18 protein-coding genes are annotated in these 17,605 nt (G+C 54.2%); 3 read left to right on the top strand and 15 right to left on the bottom strand.

The window, feature by feature from the left end:
* Nucleotides 1-2: 2 nt before the first annotated feature.
* The 9 genes from J4E05_RS12225 to J4E05_RS12185 all read right to left on the bottom strand — a co-directional run bounded on the left by J4E05_RS12225 (nucleotide 3) and on the right by J4E05_RS12185 (nucleotide 8,876).
* The gene (locus J4E05_RS12225) at nucleotides 3-314 is read right to left on the bottom strand and encodes an urease subunit beta (protein WP_349595899.1); all 312 of its coding nucleotides are present in this window, start codon (nucleotides 312-314) and stop codon (nucleotides 3-5) included.
* A gap of 15 nt (nucleotides 315-329) precedes the next feature.
* The gene (locus J4E05_RS12220) at nucleotides 330-632 is read right to left on the bottom strand and encodes an urease subunit gamma (protein WP_085590813.1); all 303 of its coding nucleotides are present in this window, start codon (nucleotides 630-632) and stop codon (nucleotides 330-332) included.
* A 38-nt stretch (nucleotides 633-670) separates the two neighbouring features.
* Nucleotides 671-1,663 (bottom strand): urease accessory protein UreD, encoded by a 993-nt coding sequence (locus J4E05_RS12215; protein ID WP_349595896.1) that lies wholly within the window; start codon nucleotides 1,661-1,663, stop codon nucleotides 671-673.
* 119 nt (nucleotides 1,664-1,782) lie between these two features.
* Complete coding sequence (gene urtE / locus J4E05_RS12210) at nucleotides 1,783-2,478, bottom strand: urea ABC transporter ATP-binding subunit UrtE (protein WP_349595893.1); 696 nt, start codon at nucleotides 2,476-2,478, stop codon at nucleotides 1,783-1,785.
* A gap of 2 nt (nucleotides 2,479-2,480) precedes the next feature.
* On the bottom strand, nucleotides 2,481-3,236 hold the full coding sequence (gene urtD, locus J4E05_RS12205) for an urea ABC transporter ATP-binding protein UrtD (RefSeq protein WP_349597563.1): 756 nt from the start codon (nucleotides 3,234-3,236) through the stop codon (nucleotides 2,481-2,483).
* A gap of 35 nt (nucleotides 3,237-3,271) precedes the next feature.
* Nucleotides 3,272-4,459 (bottom strand): urea ABC transporter permease subunit UrtC, encoded by a 1,188-nt coding sequence (gene urtC / locus J4E05_RS12200; protein WP_503012337.1) that lies wholly within the window; start codon nucleotides 4,457-4,459, stop codon nucleotides 3,272-3,274.
* 3 nt (nucleotides 4,460-4,462) lie between these two features.
* Nucleotides 4,463-6,157, bottom strand: coding sequence for an urea ABC transporter permease subunit UrtB (urtB, locus tag J4E05_RS12195; protein ID WP_349595890.1), 1,695 nt, complete (start codon nucleotides 6,155-6,157; stop codon nucleotides 4,463-4,465).
* A 128-nt stretch (nucleotides 6,158-6,285) separates the two neighbouring features.
* Entirely contained in the window at nucleotides 6,286-7,563 is a 1,278-nt protein-coding gene (gene urtA / locus J4E05_RS12190) for an urea ABC transporter substrate-binding protein (RefSeq protein ID WP_085590821.1), read from the bottom strand.
* A gap of 359 nt (nucleotides 7,564-7,922) precedes the next feature.
* On the bottom strand, nucleotides 7,923-8,876 hold the full coding sequence (locus J4E05_RS12185; protein ID WP_349595887.1) for a LysR family transcriptional regulator: 954 nt from the start codon (nucleotides 8,874-8,876) through the stop codon (nucleotides 7,923-7,925).
* Between the two features lie 72 nt (nucleotides 8,877-8,948).
* Between J4E05_RS12185 and J4E05_RS12180 the strand changes: the two genes are divergently transcribed.
* Nucleotides 8,949-9,851 carry an MBL fold metallo-hydrolase gene (locus tag J4E05_RS12180; RefSeq protein WP_349595884.1) on the top strand — a complete coding sequence of 301 codons (903 nt, stop codon included), beginning with the start codon at nucleotides 8,949-8,951 and terminating at the stop codon, nucleotides 9,849-9,851.
* A 96-nt stretch (nucleotides 9,852-9,947) separates the two neighbouring features.
* Here J4E05_RS12180 and J4E05_RS12175 read toward each other — a convergent pair whose 3' ends face one another.
* Complete coding sequence (locus J4E05_RS12175) at nucleotides 9,948-11,138, bottom strand: urate hydroxylase PuuD (RefSeq protein WP_349595881.1); 1,191 nt, start codon at nucleotides 11,136-11,138, stop codon at nucleotides 9,948-9,950.
* Nucleotides 11,139-11,456: 318 nt separating this feature from the next.
* Here J4E05_RS12175 and J4E05_RS12170 point away from each other — a divergent pair, with 318 nt between their 5' ends.
* Nucleotides 11,457-12,371, top strand: a complete 915-nt coding sequence (locus J4E05_RS12170) for a LysR family transcriptional regulator (protein WP_349595879.1) — start codon at nucleotides 11,457-11,459, stop codon at nucleotides 12,369-12,371.
* Between the two features lie 22 nt (nucleotides 12,372-12,393).
* Here J4E05_RS12170 and J4E05_RS12165 read toward each other — a convergent pair whose 3' ends face one another.
* Together J4E05_RS12165 and J4E05_RS12160 are read right to left on the bottom strand one after the other, a co-directional pair.
* Nucleotides 12,394-13,098, bottom strand: a complete 705-nt coding sequence (locus J4E05_RS12165) for an LrgB family protein (protein ID WP_349595876.1) — start codon at nucleotides 13,096-13,098, stop codon at nucleotides 12,394-12,396.
* Nucleotides 13,085-13,567 (bottom strand): CidA/LrgA family protein, encoded by a 483-nt coding sequence (locus tag J4E05_RS12160; protein ID WP_349595873.1) that lies wholly within the window; start codon nucleotides 13,565-13,567, stop codon nucleotides 13,085-13,087. Before J4E05_RS12160 ends, J4E05_RS12165 begins: the two co-directional genes overlap by 14 nt.
* Nucleotides 13,568-13,657: 90 nt before the next feature.
* On the opposite strand from J4E05_RS12160, the gene J4E05_RS12155 reads away from it, so the two are divergent.
* Nucleotides 13,658-14,587 (top strand): LysR family transcriptional regulator, encoded by a 930-nt coding sequence (locus J4E05_RS12155; protein ID WP_349595870.1) that lies wholly within the window; start codon nucleotides 13,658-13,660, stop codon nucleotides 14,585-14,587.
* A gap of 32 nt (nucleotides 14,588-14,619) precedes the next feature.
* On the opposite strand, the gene J4E05_RS12150 is transcribed toward J4E05_RS12155, so the two are convergent.
* From J4E05_RS12150 to J4E05_RS12140, 3 genes are all read right to left on the bottom strand, one after another.
* Nucleotides 14,620-15,717 (bottom strand): histone deacetylase family protein, encoded by a 1,098-nt coding sequence (locus J4E05_RS12150; protein ID WP_349595867.1) that lies wholly within the window; start codon nucleotides 15,715-15,717, stop codon nucleotides 14,620-14,622.
* 69 nt (nucleotides 15,718-15,786) lie between these two features.
* On the bottom strand, nucleotides 15,787-16,965 hold the full coding sequence (locus J4E05_RS12145) for a methyl-accepting chemotaxis protein (RefSeq protein WP_349595864.1): 1,179 nt from the start codon (nucleotides 16,963-16,965) through the stop codon (nucleotides 15,787-15,789).
* A 24-nt stretch (nucleotides 16,966-16,989) separates the two neighbouring features.
* Nucleotides 16,990-17,523: a PAS domain-containing protein gene (locus J4E05_RS12140; RefSeq protein WP_085590840.1), complete on the bottom strand. Its 534-nt coding sequence runs from the start codon at nucleotides 17,521-17,523 to the stop codon at nucleotides 16,990-16,992.
* Nucleotides 17,524-17,605 lie beyond the last annotated feature (82 nt).

Raw genomic sequence — 17,605 nt, 5'->3', positions numbered from 1 at the left:
GTTCAGTCCCCCAACGCGCCGTTAATTTTACCATTGAAGCCGTAAACCACACCTTTGCCGACATATTTGACCAGGGTGACTTCGCGGGTTTGGCCCGGTTCGAACCGCACGGCACTGCCCGCAGGAACATCAAGGCGGCAGCCCCGTGCGGCTTCGCGGTCAAAATCAAGGCCGGGGTTGGTTTCGTAAAAATGATAATGCGACCCCACCTGCACCGGGCGGTCACCGGTATTTGATACCGTTATGGAGACGGTTTCACGGCCCTCGTTTAAGGTCAGGGTACCGGGTGCTGTTATAATTTCACCGGGGATCATAAAAACGCACCTTTCCTAGCGAATGGGTTCATGAACGGTAACGAGCTTGACCCCGTCAGGAAAGGTCGCTTCGACCTGAATGTCATGGATCATTTCGGCAATGCCTTCCATCACCTGATCGCGGGTCAAAACTGTGGCCCCGTCACGCATCAATTCGGCCACCGATACGCCGTCGCGCGCGCCCTCCACCACGTAATCCGTAATCAGGGCGATGGCTTCGGGGTAATTCAGCTTTACGCCCCGTTCCAGCCGCCGACGGGCCACCATTGCGGCCATCGCGACCAGTAATTTGTCTTTTTCGCGTGGCATCAGGTTCATGGTGCCCTCCCTTTTTCGTGCAAGCCGTTCTGCATCGCTTAAATCTCCCACATGCGCGGCAGGCGCGCCGGAAGATGATTTACCTTATGGCGAAACATCGCCCACCAGGCGCCATAGGCGCTGCGCAACCGCATCGGTTCAACCGCCAGCCACCGCACAATGACAATATTTGTCATTGCGGTTGCCGCCGCCAAAACCCCGTCCCCCTGTTGCGCAGCGCCCTTTAGGCATTCGCGGGCAACCTCAAGCTGATTTTCGGCCCCCCGACCGGTGAAAATCGCCGTGGCACTGGCCCGCGCCCCGTTAAAACTTGCCGGATGATCCAGCACCCGTAAAATATCGCCATCCAGATGCAACGCATCACGCCATACGGGGCGACCATCAAGGGAAACATCCCAGGCATCACGCGCCAGACCGTGCGAAAAAACCTCGCCCCGGGCCAAACGGCCAAAAACCATTATTTCCCCGGCCAGAACCCGGCCAGAACCGAAAACAGAAACCGATGTTGTGCGGCGCAAACGGGCACCATCAAACAAAATCGTTTCCTGGGGCAACCATTCCAGCCACGCGCCATCTTCGGCGGTCAGATCGACCGTCATTTTGCCATCCGGCCCTAATGACCGATAAACTTTTTCTGCCGCCTGCGCAGTCAGTTGTAATTGGGTATTTTCACCCGCCCGGCCCGAAAACGCCAGTTGATCGCCACCAACCATACCGCCCGATGTGGTCACCAGCACCGCCTGGCTAATATCGCCGGGCTGGGTGCGCGGAAACAGCATCTTCATCGGATCACGATAAAACAGATGGTTCAGGGCCGAAGGCTGGCCGGGATGATGTGCTGCCTTGAAAGAAACTTCCGCCCGCCCATCGGTCACAATCGGGCGCGCCAAACAATCGGGGTGCACCTTTGTTTCCGGGCGCACTACCGCCGAAATCGCGGTGTCGTCAAGCGCGGAACTTTCAATCTTGCCTAACTGCACAGGCCCACCCAACGCCGTTTCAACTTTGCCACCAACAGCAGCAAGCAACATATTAGCAAGATCCAGGCCAGAACTGATACCCGGCCAACATCGGCGCATTAAGGCGTTTTTTGGCGCGCAAACACACAATCGCGCCTGTTGTTCATGCGCGAAAATTAGGCAGGTGCTGATCAAACGGTCAGATAGGTGCGAACATTTTCCCGGTCCAGTTCATTTTTCGCCCCCGCCAGCACCACTTCGCCGCGTTCCAGCACAATGATTTCATCGGCAAGTTCATGTGCAAAATCAAAATATTGTTCAACCAGCAAAATCGCCATGTCGCCCCGATCTGCCAATTGTTTGATCACGCGCTGAATGTCTTTGATGATCGAGGGCTGAATGCCTTCGGTTGGTTCATCAAGGACAAGCAACCGGGGCCGGGTCACAAGGGCGCGGCCAATTGCCAGTTGCTGCTGCTGCCCGCCCGACAAATCGCCGCCGCGCCGCCCCAGCATGTCGCGCAAAACGGGAAACAGATCAAAAATTTCATCGGGAATATGACGTAGCGGCCGGGGCAAGGCCGCAAAACCGGTTTCAAGATTTTCCTTAACCGTCAAAAGCGGAAAAACCTCGCGCCCTTGGGGGACAATGGCAATCCCCGCTGCGGATCGTTTCCACGACGGATCCCGCGATATTTTTTTACCTTCCCAGACAATATCGCCACTGGCTATCGGGTGCTGGCCGACAACAGCGCGCATCAACGATGTTTTGCCCACCCCGTTGCGGCCCAGAACCGCCGTTACCTTGCCGGTTTCCGCCCTGAGCGAAACCGAACGCAACGCATGGGACGCCCCATAATAAAGATCGATGTTTTCAACACTCAGCATGATCAGCGCCCCAGATAAACTTCAATAACACGCGGGTCTTTTTGCACGCTATCTAACCGCCCTTCCGCCAGAACCGAGCCCTCGTGCAGCACCGTCACCTTGCAATCAAGATCGCGGACAAATTCCATATCGTGTTCCACCACCACAACCGACCGGGTTTTCGCGATATTGCGCAGCAAAATGGCGGTTTGTTCGGTTTCAGAATCGGTCATGCCCGCCACAGGTTCATCAACCAGCAACAATTGCGGTTCCTGCATCAGCAACATGCCAATTTCCAGCCATTGCTTTTGCCCATGCGACAAATTGGCCGCCAGCGTTTCGCGCGCATCGCCCAACCGAATGGTCGCCAGGGTCTCCTCGATCCGCTGTTTTTCAACGGTGCTTAGCCGGTGAAACAGGGCCGAAAACACCCTGCGCCCGCCAGAACAGGCCAGTAACAGATTGTCAAAAACCGTATGGCTTTCAAACACGGTCGGTTTTTGAAACTTGCGCCCAATGCCCAAATTGGCGATGTCGGCTTCGTCAAGTTTGGTTAAGTCCACATCGCTTTGATACAGCACATCACCCGTATCGGGGCGGGTTTTGCCGGTGATAATATCCATCATCGTGGTTTTACCCGCCCCGTTAGGACCGATAATGGCGCGAAGTTCACCCGGTTCAACATAAAAGCTCAGGTTATTAAGTGCGCGAAAACCATCAAAACTTACCGATACGCCATCGACATACAGGATGGTGGCGGCCTTTTCGCTTTGAATCATGCGGCTTTCTTCGGAAAGAAGGTCTTCTGCGGTATTCATGCCTTGCCCCCCTGATTGGCGCGCCAGGCGGCCAATCTTTCACGCCAGTTCCCCTGTGCGCCCGGCCCCGCAGCACCACCAAACGCAGGAACCGCCCCGATGACACCCTTGGGCAAAAACAGCGTCACGGCGACAAACAACCCGCCCAGGAAAAACAGCCAGAAGTCGGGCATTACACCGGTAAAAAACGTTTTGGCATAATTGACAATAAACGCCCCTAACACCGCCCCGTAAAGCGTGCCACGCCCGCCAACCGCCACCCAGATCACCACTTCAATACTGGCAGCAGGGGCGAATTCGCCGGGGTTGATAATGCCGATTTGCGGCACATAAAGCGCACCGGCAATGCCCGCCATCACGGCTGAAACGGTAAACACAAACAACTTGTAATATTCCACCCGATAGCCGGTAAAACGCACCCGGCTTTCGGCATCGCGAATGGCAATTAACACCTTGCCCAAACGTGATTGCGTAATGCCCCGCGCCACCAGATAACACAGTGCGAGCATCACAGCCGATGCCACAACCAAAACACAACGGGTTTGATCCGATTGCAGATCAAAGCCCAGAATATCCTTGAAATCGGTCAGGCCGTTATTGCCGCCAAAACCCATATCGTTGCGAAAAAACGCCAGTAACAGCGCATAGGTCATCGCCTGGGTAATAATCGACAGATAAACCCCGGTCACGCGAGACCGAAACGCCAGAAATCCGAACACAAACGCCAGCAAACCGGGAACCAGCATCGCCATAATCACGGCCATGCTGAAATGATCAAACCCGTACCAGTACCACGGCAGTTCCTTCCAGTTCAGGAACACCATAAAATCGGGCAAAACCGGATCGCCATAAACCCCGCGATCACCGATCTGACGCATCAGATACATGCCCATGGCATAGCCGCCAAGGGCAAAAAACGCCCCGTGGCCCAGGCTTAAAATGCCGCAAAAACCCCAAATCAGATCAACACTCAGGGCCAACAGCGCATAACACAAATACTTGCCCAACAGCCCCAACATCCAGGTTGGCACATGAAAGGCCGATCCTTCGGGGATCAGCAAATTTCCAATCGGAATCAAAATGCTGCCAGCCAGCAAAATGCCCAGCAAAATCATGCCGCCCCGGTCCTGCAACAACCAGCCCAGAACCGGCGTCATTTTATATTTCTGGCGATAGTCGGTCATGGATCAGGCCTCCACCGCGCGGCCCTTAAGGGCAAACAACCCTTTGGGACGTTTCTGGATAAACAGGATAAGAGCAACCAGAACAAAGATTTTTGCCAACACAGCCCCGGCAACAGGTTCCAGGAATTTATTCACAATCCCCAGGCTAAACGCGCCCAAAACCGTGCCCCACAAATTGCCAACGCCGCCAAACACCACCACCATAAAACTGTCGATGATATAACCCTGCCCCAGATTGGGGCTGACATTGTCGATCTGGCTAAGCGCGACACCGGCAATCCCGGCGATGCCCGATCCCAGGCCAAAGGTCAGCGCATCGACATAGCCGGTGCGAATACCAACCGACCCCGCCATACGGCGGTTTTGCGTCACTGCCCGCATTTGCAAACCAAACGCGGTATAGCGCAGCACAATGGCAATGCCACCAACGACGAGCAGGCTAAACAGAATAATCCACAGCCGGTTATAGGTGAGAACCAGACCGGTCGAAAATTCGATGGCGCCACTCATGAAATCGGGTGCAACGACCTGGCGGTTGCTGGCACCAAAAATGCTGCGAATGGCTTGCTGTAAAAACAGGCTAAGCCCCCAGGTCGCCAGCAGGGTTTCAAGTGGGCGGCCATATAAAAAACGAATGATCAAACGTTCAATCACCACGCCAACCCCGCCCGAAACCAGAAATGCCATTGGCACTGCTACCGCCAGCGACCAGCCGATACCGGCAGGCCACCACACCATAAAAGCCTGCTGCACCGCATAGGTGGTATAGGCCCCAATCATGATCATTTCGCCGTGCGCCATATTAATGACGCCCATCACACCAAAGGTAATCGCCAGCCCCACAGCAGCCAGCAACAAAACCGACCCCAGGCTGATGCCCCGATAAACGTCACCGCCGGTCTGCCACATCTTTAACCGGCCTTCGACCGATGCCACCGCGTCCTTTGCCGCAGCAACCACTTTGGGGTCATAATTTTCGGCCTCGGCGGCATTGACAAACTGCAACAACACCGCGCGAATTTGCGGGGTGGTCTGGCTTGCCAGAATATCAATCGCATCCAGCCGTTCTTGCGATGTTTTGCCCGCTGCCAACGCCATGGTCGCCCTGGCAAGTTCCATTCGCGCCAGTAATTCGGGGTCGTTCTCGCGGTCAATGGCACGCTGCAACAATGGTGCCATTGCCGGATCGCGGGTATCCATTACGGTTTCCACGGCCGCCCGGCGGGTTGCCAGGTCCGGACTAAATAAATTCAGGGTCGCCAGCGCATCACGAAGCGCCCCGCGCAGACGGTTATTAATCCGTATTTTATCAAGATCGCCCGATCCGCTTTCCCCTGTGACCGCCCCGCTAACAACATCAATATGCTGCCAGACCTTGCCCTGCTTTTTACCAATAACCACCTTGTCATCGGCCTTGCTGACATATAAATCGCCGCCCAGCATTGCTTCCAGGATCGGGGCAACACGCGGGTCGCCATCCGCCGCCATCTTTTCAATGACATCAAGCTTTTTGGTCGAACTTTTGGCGTTTAACTGTTCCGCATTCTGCCGCAACTGTTCGTCGCTAAAGGCATGTGCCTGTTGCGGGGCCAATGCCACCAGCATCAGAGCCACAATGGCAAACAGGGGCATGAAAAAACGGCGGAAAGAATGATGGGGCATTCGGCCCGGCGCAGGCGGGGAAAAATCTTGACGCATGATCAAAGCCTTCGCATCGCGCATTCAAATATACAGGCAAATTCAAACGGGGCGGTAAAACATGTTGCCATCCCGCGCACCAGCAAAACGGGCCGGAATGCGCATGGCATCCGGCCCGTCCATTTCAATTAATATGTCGGTTTTTCGCAGTTACCGCAGACCCACGGATAGGTCCAATCCGCCGTCAGCTTCGCACTTTCGGGGATATAGTCTGACCAGGAATCACCGACAACAACGTCGTCGGTTTTCCAGACGGTATCAAACTGGCCATCATCCTGTACTTCGCCAATCAGAACCGGTTTGGACAAGTAATGGTTGGGGTTCATCACCGCAACACCACCGGTCAGGTTCGGTACTTTCTGGCCATACATAGCCTGACGAACGGCATCGACATCGGTGGTGCCAGCCTGCTCAACCGCATGGGCCCACATGGTAAAGCCGATATAGGTGGCCTCCATCGGGTCATTGGTTACGCGTTTGTCATCGCCGATATAGGCATGCCATTTTTTGATAAAGGCCGCATTGGCTTCGGTATCGACACTTTCAAAATAGTTCCAGGCGGCCAGATGACCAACCAGCGGGGTGGTATCAATACCAGCCAGTTCTTCTTCGCCGACTGAAAATGCAACGACGGGAATGTCTTCTGCCTTAATGCCCTGGTTTGCCAGTTCCTTGTAGAACGGCACGTTGGCATCACCATTGATGGTCGAAACAACAGCGGTTTTTTTGCCCGCCGATGCAAAGGTTTTTACGTCCGACACAATGGACTGCCAATCGGAATGACCAAACGGCGTATAGTTTTCCATAATGTCTTCGTCAGCAACACCCTTGCTATGCAAGTAGGCGCGCAAAACCTTGTTGGTGGTACGCGGATAAACATAGTCCGTTCCCAGCAGGGCAAAACGCTTTGCGCCGCCGCCATCTTCGCTCATCAAATAGTCAACAGCCGGAATTGCCTGCTGGTTCGGGGCAGCCCCGGTATAAAACACATTGCGCGAGCTTTCTTCGCCCTCAAACTGCACCGGATAGAACAAAAGACCGTTGTCTTCTTCAAAGACCGGTAAAACCGATTTGCGCGAAACAGATGTCCAGCAACCAAAAACAGCGGCAACCTTGTCTTTTTCCAGAAGCTCACGCGCTTTTTCGGCAAAAAGCGGCCAGTCCGAAGCCGGGTCAACCACCACAGCTTCGACCTTTTTGCCCAGAAGACCGCCTTTTTTGTTGATGTCATCAACCAGCATCAGGACCGTGTCCTTTAACGTGGTTTCCGAAATCGCCATCGTTCCCGAGAGAGAGTGCAGTACGCCAATTTTGATCGTATCGTCGGCGGCTTGCGCCGGCGTCATGGCCATTGCAGACCACGCCAGCGCCCCCGCGCCAACGATCGTCTGAAGCGTCTTCTTCATTTTGTAGCCTCCACTGCGAGTTTATTGCACCGCAGCGGTACTAGCCAAAATCGTGCCAAATTTTGAAGTTTTATACGAATCTTCAAAAACCGCAGAGACTCAACGCAATTTAACAATACTACATTGCGGTTTAGTAGAAAATTATTGCGTCACATGCATTTTGTATGACTATTTTTCATTCACATATATTTTTTTGACTGTTTTTTAATCAACCGAAAGGTACTTGACCCCCCTTATTAACCGGCGTATCCCACCGCCCGGAGGTTTCGGCCTCCACCGAGGTTATTGCACCACAATACCTCGCACCCCGCTAGTTTGCCCTGGCGGGGTGCATTTATTTCGCCCCTGTACCATCATCATCATGATGCCTGCAACGCCACGATGCGAATACAATCACGCATCCATAAGACAGCAACATCGCGTTCCGTATGGCGGGCCCAGACCATAAAGCTGGCTGAAAAACCCTGTGCGACCGGCACCGGGCTGGTCACCAAACCAAATAGTGCGGCATAGCGCCTGGCAATGCGTTCTGGCACCGTCGCAATCAGGGGGGCCTTGGCCGCCGCGGCCAACAACGGCAAAAAAGCCGGGGCCGCAAACCCGACATCGAGCGTATGCCCGGTTTTTTGATAAATATCTCCAACACAGCCTGCGATATTGGCACTGTGTGAAAAAACCGCGTGGCGTGCCGCAAAATATGCATCGGCGTCCAGTGGCGCGTTTCGCCCAATCAAATCAGGGTGAAAACAGCAACTGGCGTGGGCATCAAACAGCTTTTCGCCCGCAAACGACCCTTGCGGCACATAGGGCACGCCCACAGCAACATCTATTTCACTACGATTCAGCAAAGGCTCAACCGTTGGCAGGCTTAATTCCCGGGCCAAAATGCCAATGCCGGGTGCGGCATGGGCCAGATACCCCAGAAGGTCCGGCAACAGAACCTGCGCCATCTCGTCAGAAACCCCGATGCGAAATACCCGTTTTTCCGTTCGCGGATCAAAATCATTTCCCACCTGCAAGGCGACTTGTGCCTGCTGCAAAGCATGGCGGATCGGCCCGGACAGGCTTTGCGCGCGGGCTGTTGGCTGCATTTCCTGCCCAACCCGAACAAACAAATCATCGCGCAACAACATCCGCAACGTTGCCAGATTATGGCTCATCGCGGACTGACCGATCCGTAATTTTCTGGCTGCCCGCGTCACACTGCCTTCCGTGATCAAGGCATCAAAGGCAACCAGCAGATTAAGGTCAAAAGATCGTAAATTGAAATGATCAATGATTTGCATTACCGACATCGATTTGATTAATGACAAACCCAGATATAGCCTGTCTGAACCAACTTACAAAGCCCCGCCTGCGTGGCGGGCAACAGACAGGAAACCACCATGAACGCCCCGATCAAACATCCGGCATTGCCCAACCCCGTTCCCGGTTATTACCCCATGATCCTTGGCAACATGGTCGTCACCGCATTATCAGACGGAACCATCCCCTTTGCGCTGGAAAAACTTTATCTAAATACCAATGCCGACCATGTCGCTGCACGGCTGACTGATACCTGGCAAGGCACGCCAACCCCCGCATCTTTTAATGCCTTTTTATTTGCCATCGGTGATCGTCTTGTTCTGGTCGATACCGGCAGCGGCGACCTGGCCGGGCCTGCACTGGGGCATGTGGAGCGCAACCTTATGGCAGCGGGATACCGGCCTGCGCAAATTGATGACGTTATTTTAACCCACCTGCATAGCGACCATGTCGGCGGTTTGATCCGCGATGGCAAAATGGCATTTCCCAATGCCCGCCTGCATATCCCGAAACGCGATGCAGACTTTTTCCTAAACCCGGACCACATGGCACTGGTCCCCGCTGCCATGCATCCGCATTTTAAAAATGCCATTGCCTGCATCGCGCCCTATGAAAATGCAGGGCATGTGTCCGTATTTGCCGACAATGCCAGCCCCATCCCCGGTTTTGCAATGTCGGTTCTGTTACCCGGTCATTCACCGGGGCATAGCGGCATCGTCATGCAATCGGGTGAAAATGCCGTCTTTTGCTGGGGCGATATCAGCCACGGCCATATCGTCCAGTTCGAGGACCCCGCCATCGCAATCTGCTTTGACGTCGATGGCGACACGGCGGTTCAAAGCCGTAAAAAAGCGCTGGAATTTGCCGTTACAAAGAAATGCCATGTGGCAGGCAGCCATATTGCGTTTCCCGGCATCGGCCATATCACGGTTGCCCGGCAAGGCTATCGCTGGAACCCCACTGTTTTTCAAAACCTGCCATAACAAAACCAAACCCAGAAAAAACAGGGGGTGGATCACAATGTTCCACCCCCTGCTTATCTCGGTCATAGCTTAATTACGATCGGACCCACACAAACCCTATTCCGGCATCTTCGCCCTTATCCACTGGCCCAGCTTGGCCCGTTCTTCGTCGGTCATTTCAGTAAGATTACCTAGCGGCATGGATTTGCCAATCACAGCCTGCGCCATAATGCGTTGCGCATTGGTATGGACCTGGTCAAGGCTGTCAAACATCACACCGGCCGGGGCTTCATCAAAGCCATCCTCGGTTGGATGGGCGGAATGACATACGGCACAGCGGGTTTGAATAATGCCCATGGCTTCGTTTGACGAAATAATGTCGCCACTGCGCGGGGCACTGGGGTCATAGGATACAAAAACCACCAGTATCGCCATAAATACCGCCGCAGCGGGCAATTGCCAGGCAATCGCCTTACCCGCACCACCCGAATTGCGGGTATTGAAAAAATGCCGCACCAGCCCGCCCACAATCAGGATCAGACCAATCACCACCCATGCCTGATCATGGGCATAGGTCATGGGGTAATGGTTGCTGATCATCATCGCCAGCACCGGCAAGGTCAGATAGTTATTATGGGTGGAACGCTGTTTGGCCTGCAAACCCAAAGCCGGGTCGGGCTTTTCCCCCGCCATCAGCGAGGCGACGACCTTTTTCTGATTGGGAATGATGATGCGAAAAACATTGGCCGCCATCATGGTGCCAATCAACGCACCCACATGAATGAACGCCCCACGCCCGCTAAAAACATGGGTATAAATCCAGGCAAAGGCCATAATCTGAATGAACAGGGCAATCGCCAGCGTGCCGGTTTTACGGCCAATCGGGCTTTTGCAAATCAGATCATAAATAAACCACCCGGCGACCAGGCTGATCAGGCCGGTCAGGATGGCATCCCATTTGGTCATCGGCATCACCGACGGATCAATCAGATAGGATTCCGCACTCCAATAATACATCGTCACCAGCAGGGCAAAGCCGGTCAGCCAGGTGAAATAGGCCTCGTATTTGAACCAGTGCAAATCGTCGGGCATTTTGGCCGGGGCGACCATCCATTTATTGACATGGTAAAAGCCGCCGCCATGCACCATCCAGGCTTCGCCGTAAACGCCCTCATCCATGCCCGGGCGCTTGCGCAGCGATAAATCCAGCCAGACAAAATAAAATGACGAGCCAATCCACGCGATCCCGGTAATCACATGCGCCCAGCGCAGGATCAGATTGATCCAGTCCTGAAACAGAATATCCACCTGTTTGGTCCCTCTCTCTTACCGGGATGTCCCTGCGATAACGATCGCGGGCCCCGGTCCCCGTCCCTGATTTTGCCTTGCAGCATATTATGACGCGAATTTTCAGAATTCTTACAATCCCTATTTTCCTAACACAGGCTTGAAGGGGGCTCTATTATTTAGGAAGCGGGCATAATCGAAATGACTTTCAAGACATTTTTTAAAATGGCACAGTAAAGACGCGATCAAGGCTTCGCTCCCGCAGCAAAATAAAAGCCCGATCGCTACAGCACCCCAACAGGGGAGCCTGTAAACCAACAAGAGTGAGAGCATAGCCCTATGTCCGATTTTGAGGACATCCAGATTTTTGTGCGCGTTGCCGAACTGGGCAACCTTTCGGCCGCCGGGCGCGAATTGCGCCATTCGGCCGCCGTGGTGTCAAACCGTATTGCCCGGCTGGAAGAACGACTGGGCGTACGTTTGCTTAACCGCACCACACGCCGCGTGGGCCTGACCACCGAAGGCGACATTTATTATCGCCATTGCCAGCGTATTCTGGCCGAAATGGAAGAAGCCGAAAACGCCATTGCCAACCAGAAAAACACCACCCGCGGCCCGGTAACCGTCACCTGCCCGGTGGCCTTTGGCAATATGTTCGTCGCCCCGATCATTCCGAAATTTGTTGAAAAAAACCCGGATGTACAAATCCGCCTGCACCTGTCAGACCGGCTTTTGGACCTGCTGCAAGACAAGGTTGACCTTGCCATTCGCATTGCCGAGCTTAAGGAAAGTTCGCTGATTGTGCGCAAACTGGCCGCCAACAAACGGGTATTGGTGGCAAGCCCGGCCTATTTAAAACGCAACGGCACCCCGCGCACCCCCGCCGACCTTCTGAACCATAACTGCCTGTTGCTGCGTTTTCCCGGCTCGCGGCAATATCAATGGACCTTGCAGCCTGAAGACGACGACGCACCGAGCACCTTATCGGTTTCAGGATCGATGGATTCGGACAATGGCGAGGTTTTAACCCGCTGGTGTGTCGATGGGCATGGCATTGCCCTGAAATCGATGTGGGAAGTTGGCCCGCTGATCGCCTCGGGGGTGCTAAAGGTGGTTCTGCCCGACTGCACTCCGCCAGCCCATGCGGTTTATACCCTGTACCCTGAAAACCGTTACCTGCCAACACGGGTGCGCGCCTTTGTTGATTTTCTGGTTGCCGAATTTGGCGGCATCCCGCCGTGGGAACGCCCATGATCCACCCGGTATTTCGCCCTTGTTAGCCCCGCAAACAATAAGCAATCACCGGGGCGATCAAAACATTCAGCAAACCAACCAGCACCATAATCAACCCGGCGACCGATCCTTCTTCGGTGCCAATTTCGTGGGCCTTGGCCGTTCCGGCCCCGTGTGCGCCCATGCCCAGTGCGGCCCCTCGGGCCAGGGTCGATGATACCGGCATCCGGGCCAGCATAATTTCGCCCAGAACCGCGCCAAACACCCCGGTCACCACCACAAAAACTGCTGTTAAATCGGGAATGCCGCCAATATCGCCCGAAACTTCCATGGCAAAGGGCGTGCTGATGGAACGGGGCAGCAAACTGAGCCGCAAGGCACCATCCAGCCCCAAAAATGTGGCCAGGCACCAGCCGGTTACCATTGCGGTAACACTCCCGGCAACCGCCCCCACCGCCAGCACCGGCCAATGACGATAGATAAATTTGCGCTGTTCATAAATTGGCACGGCAAAGGCAACCATGGTCGGCCCCAGCAAGGTTACCAACCAGCCGGTCCCGCGAATATACGCGCCATAACTTTCATGAAGCATCAACGCCAAGCCGATCAGGATCACCGGCGTTACCAGAAGCGGCGTTAACCAGCCGTGTTGCCAGCGGCGATGAAGTTTACGGGCCAGAATGTAAAATCCGATTGTTGCCAGCGACCAGAAAATGGCCTGGGCAATGGCATTATCAAACCACGTCATGACGGGACCTGAAATGTACAAAAACGTCCATGATCAAGGCGGTAACAGCAATAACCGAGGCCGTACTACCCAATATAACCACCAAAACCTTCACGCCCAGCATCCCGAACAATTCGGAATGGTTTAAAACCGCCAATACGGCAGGCACAAAAAACAGCAACATCTCAGCCAGATACCACTGCGCCCCGCGCCGCATGCTGTGCAAGCTGATGCGGTGTGTTGCCAGCAGGCCAAAAACAACTGCCATGCCAATAATACCGCCAGGCAAAGGGACATGCGCCGCACGCACAATCGCTTCGCCCAGCAACCAAAAGGCAAATATCAAGGCAATTTGTAAAAGGCGACTATTGCGCACGGCATGGCGACTGCGAATGGTGATGCCGGTGAAAAAGCGACCGGTCGTGAGCGGCGCAACGACGGCGTGGGTCGTGGCAACGGCAGATGGAACCGTGGAAAGTGGGGTGCTCATGTCTGTTCTCCTTGACGGCCACCATAACGCACTGCACAATATGATTAAAATGAATTGAATTACTTAAAACTATTCCATTTAGGAATAATTATGGATATTCGCGCCCTGCGCGCCTTTGTCGAAGTTGTTCGTCAGGGCGGGTTTTCCCACGCGGCCAAAACAGTTTTTGTCACCCAGTCGGCGATCAGCAAGTCTGTGCGCCAGCTTGAAGATGAAATTGGGGTACCGTTGCTCGAACGCATTGGTCATAACAACCGTATGACGGCCGCAGGCGAGGTTGTTTATGCCCGTGCATTGCGCATTTTGGCCGAGCGCGAAGACCTTTTGGCGGAACTTGATGAAATTCGCGGTTTAAAACGGGGTGCGCTGCATTTGGGCCTGCCGCCAATTGGCAGCAACACCCTGTTTGCGCCAGTATTTGCCATTTATCGCAAACGGTTTCCCGGCATTGATATTCGCCTGGTCGAACAGGGCAGTACCCGGCTGGAAGAAATGCTGCAAAGCGGCGAACTGGAACTGGGTGCATCGTTGTTACCGGCAGCGGGTGATTTTGATGCCCAACCCGTGCGCTGCGAACCGCTGGTCGCCCTGTTGCCAAACGACCATCCCGACGCGCATAAACCCCGCATCACCTTCGATGATTTGCGCGATACACCGTTGATCCTGTTTGAAAAGGGGTTTGCACTGAACCGTATTTTAATTGACGCCGCCCGTCGCCGTAAAGTTGAACCGGTGATTGCGGCGCGCAGCAGCCAGATCGATTTTATCACCGAACTGGTCGCAGCGGGCCTTGGGGTCAGCTTTTTGCCGCGCATGATCGCGCAGCAGCGCCCGCATCCTGGCCTGAAATACATCGAACTCAACGAAGCAGACACCCAATGGGACATGGCCATGATCTGGCGCCGGAACGGGTTTTTATCGCACGCTGCCAAGGCATGGCTGGAGATCGTTCGCGAGATTTACCCCACGGCTTCGGCCCTGCCCGCCCCACAACCCGGTGAACCACATCTAACCAGTTAAAAGTATCAGCCCCTTTTAAAACACTGACCCAATCACGGGTTACTTCCGATACCGCCTAAAAACCCCGACAATACCGCCACCACATTTTGCCCGATCACATCGTGGGCATACCCGCCTTCCATCACAAACAACGTGCGCAAGCCAAGGCTGGCAATCTGTTGGCCAATTGCAAAATAATTTTCCGTCGTCAGGCCAAGGGTCCCCAAAGGTTCAACCTCATGGGCATTTACCCCCAGTGACACCACCAGCATATCGGCATCAAACCCGATAATTTTTTGCCGCGCCAAACCAAGCCCGTCAGAAAAACCTGAAAAACCGGCATTTTCCGCCAAAGGTATGTTCAGGTTGGTGCCCAAGCCGTCACCCGCGCCGGTTTCGTGGGCATAACCGCTAAAAAAAGGAAAATGGTTATCCGGGGCTGCATGAATAGAAACAGTTAAAACGTCGCCACGCTGATAAAAAATATCCTGCGTGCCGTCGCCGTGATCCTGATCAATATCAAGAACAGCTACCCGGTCTGCCCCCATTGCCCGCATATGCTGGGCCGCAATCGCCGCATTATTTAACAGGCAATGCCCACCATAACAGGCACGGTGTGCATGGTGCCCCGGGGGCCGGCCAAGACAAAAAGATGCCTCGCCGTCCTTCATCACCGCATTGGCCGCCGAAATAGCAGTTTGTGCCCCCCAATAGGCAGCCTGCCAACTGCCATCACCAATCGGCGTGTCAGTGGCATAGGCATATTGGCCCAGCTTTTTAAGGATATGACAATGATCGGGCAGGACACTGGCGGCATGTGCAGATTTATCGCCCGGATTCAAATTTGCATCACCGATACCTGTCACCATGGCACGCCAGACACCGGGAACAGCAGCCCCGTCAAACCCGGCATTGCTCCAGTCCTGCCAGGCATGGCTTAGAAAGTTCAGATACCCCGCATCATGAACAGCCCGGATCGCAGCCATGCCATGATCTGTCGGGTCTACCAGCCGGGCGGCAACTTTATGGGCCAAAGCATCACGGATAATGCCCATGCGACGCGGATCGTCGAGGGCGGAAATGGTTTGCCCGTGATAAAATTCAGCTTTCACGTCATGGGCGTCATGCCGGGCATTGAAAAATACACGCATTGTCATATCCCTGAACCAGCCCGCCAGGCTCGACCGGTTCAAGGATACATCCGGTGGTTTACCTGCGGATTATTTTTTACGTGATGAAGTATACAACAATTGCGTAATATTATCGAGAAAACCGCCCAACTGCCCGCGCAGATGTTCCGCCTGCTGTGCCAGATCGGCCGCCATTTCACGCGTGGTTTGTGCCGCCTGACCGGTTTGGCTGGTCATATCGGAAACGGCGGTGATGTTATCGGTTACATCGCGTGCGCCATCCGATGCCTGTTCAACATTGTGCGTCATATCGGACGACAACGACGTCTGGGTTTCAACGTTGGTGGAAATCAAATCAGAACGCGCCGCCAGATCGTCGATTACCCCGGCAATCTCGCGGATTGATCCAACCGAAAGCTCGATCGCGTTTTGAATATCCTGAACTTTTTCTTCAATGCTTTCGGTTGCCTTGCTGGTCTGGTTGGCAAGGCCTTTGACCTCGTTGGCGACCACGGCAAAGCCTTTGCCCGCCTCACCCGCGCGGGCGGCTTCAATCGTGGCATTCAGGGCCAGAAGGTTGGTCTGGGCGGCAATATCGCGAATAAAGCTAACGACTTCGACAATCTCGACGGCCGCGGTTTCAAGCTGTCCAATACGCCCATCGGTTTCACGGGCCAGGCCATTGGCGCGATGCGCAATATCAACCGATTCCCGGGCCTGCTCGCTGACTTCGCGAATGGAATGGTTCAGTTCCTCGGACGCGGCGGAAACACCGGTGACGTTATCGGCCGTCTGGCGGGCAGCGGCGGCAACATTGGTGGAACGTGCACTGGTTTCATGGGCTATGCGGCTGGCATCATCTGATGCCCCTTCAAGGGCGACCGATGCCTGGGCAATACGGTCCACCGCATCAAACGACCCGCTGCGAAATTCATCGACAACTTTTTGGAAACCGCCCAGCTTTGTTTCAATCATGCCGGTGGCTGCGTTAATTTCACGCGCCGATGTTAAATAAGCCCCGACAAGCCCGGTTTCGACAATACGCCGGTAATAACGATTTTCAGCCACCGCAGCCATAGATGCGGCACTTTCGCGCAAAAAGGCATCGTTTCGGTCGATCAATCGGTTGATAGCGTTAAATAAATCCCGCATTTGCGGATGGCTATCAATATGGGTAATACGGGCTTCATAATCGCCATTTGCTGCTGCTTCGACAACTTCCAGCGCCTTTTGAATTCCCGACTTCGTAGACCTGCCAAACAGCGACATATTCAAACCTCGGCGTTAGGGTTGTTACAGGCTTTGGACGAACTGATCATATTCAAGCCCAAGATCCTTGACCTTTTGCGCCATCGCGCGCCCGGCCATATGCATGCCGTCCTTGCGGCTGGCCTGGCTTTCCTCGATTTTGCGCAATTCGGCATAAAGGGGCTTTATGGTTTTATCAACCACACCGGCTTCGGGAACCCGACGGTTGGAATGATATCCCGTGATTTTACCGTGCTGGTCAAAGCTGGGGGTAATATGGGCATAAACCCAGTAATGATCGCCGTTTTTTGCCAGATTAACGACATAGGCAAAAATCTCGCGGCCCGCCTCGATTTCAGACCATAGCAACTGAAAAACACACCGCGGCATATCAGGATGGCGGATAATGGAATGGGGTTGTCCCAGAATTTCTTCTTCGTCATAGCCTGCTATGTCAAGAAACGTATCATTGGCATAGGTAATCCGGCCTTTAAGATCGGTTTTACTGACAATCAGTTCGTCTGCACCGAAGTGGCGCTCCTTGCCCGTCGGCTGCACATGAGATCGTGTTTCAGTCACGTATCCTACCCCGGTTTTTGTCTTGATTATCCACCGTTCCCAACAGACGGCAGTATTACGTTTTCACGTATCATGTAACGAT

Origin of the sequence: Thalassospira sp. NFXS8 (assembly GCF_040148805.1) — a bacterium.
Classification (GTDB): Bacteria; Pseudomonadota; Alphaproteobacteria; order Rhodospirillales; family Thalassospiraceae; genus Thalassospira.
Note: the sequence above shows the minus strand (reverse complement) of the source record. Positions and strands in the feature narration are given on the sequence as shown.

What these genes read in the sequence shown, in the direction of transcription:
- urtA (WP_085590821.1), bottom strand. Translation starts at nt 7,563, where the DNA reads ATGAAGAAGACGCTTCAGACGATCGTTGGCGCGGGGGCGCTGGCGTGG.
- J4E05_RS12215 (WP_349595896.1), bottom strand. Translation starts at nt 1,663, where the DNA reads ATGTTGCTTGCTGCTGTTGGTGGCAAAGTTGAAACGGCGTTGGGTGGG.
- J4E05_RS12165 (WP_349595876.1), bottom strand. Translation starts at nt 13,098, where the DNA reads ATGACGTGGTTTGATAATGCCATTGCCCAGGCCATTTTCTGGTCGCTG.
- J4E05_RS12160 (WP_349595873.1), bottom strand. Translation starts at nt 13,567, where the DNA reads ATGAGCACCCCACTTTCCACGGTTCCATCTGCCGTTGCCACGACCCAC.
- J4E05_RS12170 (WP_349595879.1), top strand. Translation starts at nt 11,457, where the DNA reads ATGTCCGATTTTGAGGACATCCAGATTTTTGTGCGCGTTGCCGAACTG.
- urtE (WP_349595893.1), bottom strand. Translation starts at nt 2,478, where the DNA reads ATGCTGAGTGTTGAAAACATCGATCTTTATTATGGGGCGTCCCATGCG.
- J4E05_RS12155 (WP_349595870.1), top strand. Translation starts at nt 13,658, where the DNA reads ATGGATATTCGCGCCCTGCGCGCCTTTGTCGAAGTTGTTCGTCAGGGC.
- J4E05_RS12180 (WP_349595884.1), top strand. Translation starts at nt 8,949, where the DNA reads ATGAACGCCCCGATCAAACATCCGGCATTGCCCAACCCCGTTCCCGGT.
- urtB (WP_349595890.1), bottom strand. Translation starts at nt 6,157, where the DNA reads ATGCGTCAAGATTTTTCCCCGCCTGCGCCGGGCCGAATGCCCCATCAT.
- urtC (WP_503012337.1), bottom strand. Translation starts at nt 4,459, where the DNA reads ATGACCGACTATCGCCAGAAATATAAAATGACGCCGGTTCTGGGCTGG.
- urtD (WP_349597563.1), bottom strand. Translation starts at nt 3,236, where the DNA reads ATGATTCAAAGCGAAAAGGCCGCCACCATCCTGTATGTCGATGGCGTA.
- J4E05_RS12150 (WP_349595867.1), bottom strand. Translation starts at nt 15,717, where the DNA reads ATGCGTGTATTTTTCAATGCCCGGCATGACGCCCATGACGTGAAAGCT.
- J4E05_RS12145 (WP_349595864.1), bottom strand. Translation starts at nt 16,965, where the DNA reads ATGTCGCTGTTTGGCAGGTCTACGAAGTCGGGAATTCAAAAGGCGCTG.
- J4E05_RS12220 (WP_085590813.1), bottom strand. Translation starts at nt 632, where the DNA reads ATGAACCTGATGCCACGCGAAAAAGACAAATTACTGGTCGCGATGGCC.
- J4E05_RS12225 (WP_349595899.1), bottom strand. Translation starts at nt 314, where the DNA reads ATGATCCCCGGTGAAATTATAACAGCACCCGGTACCCTGACCTTAAAC.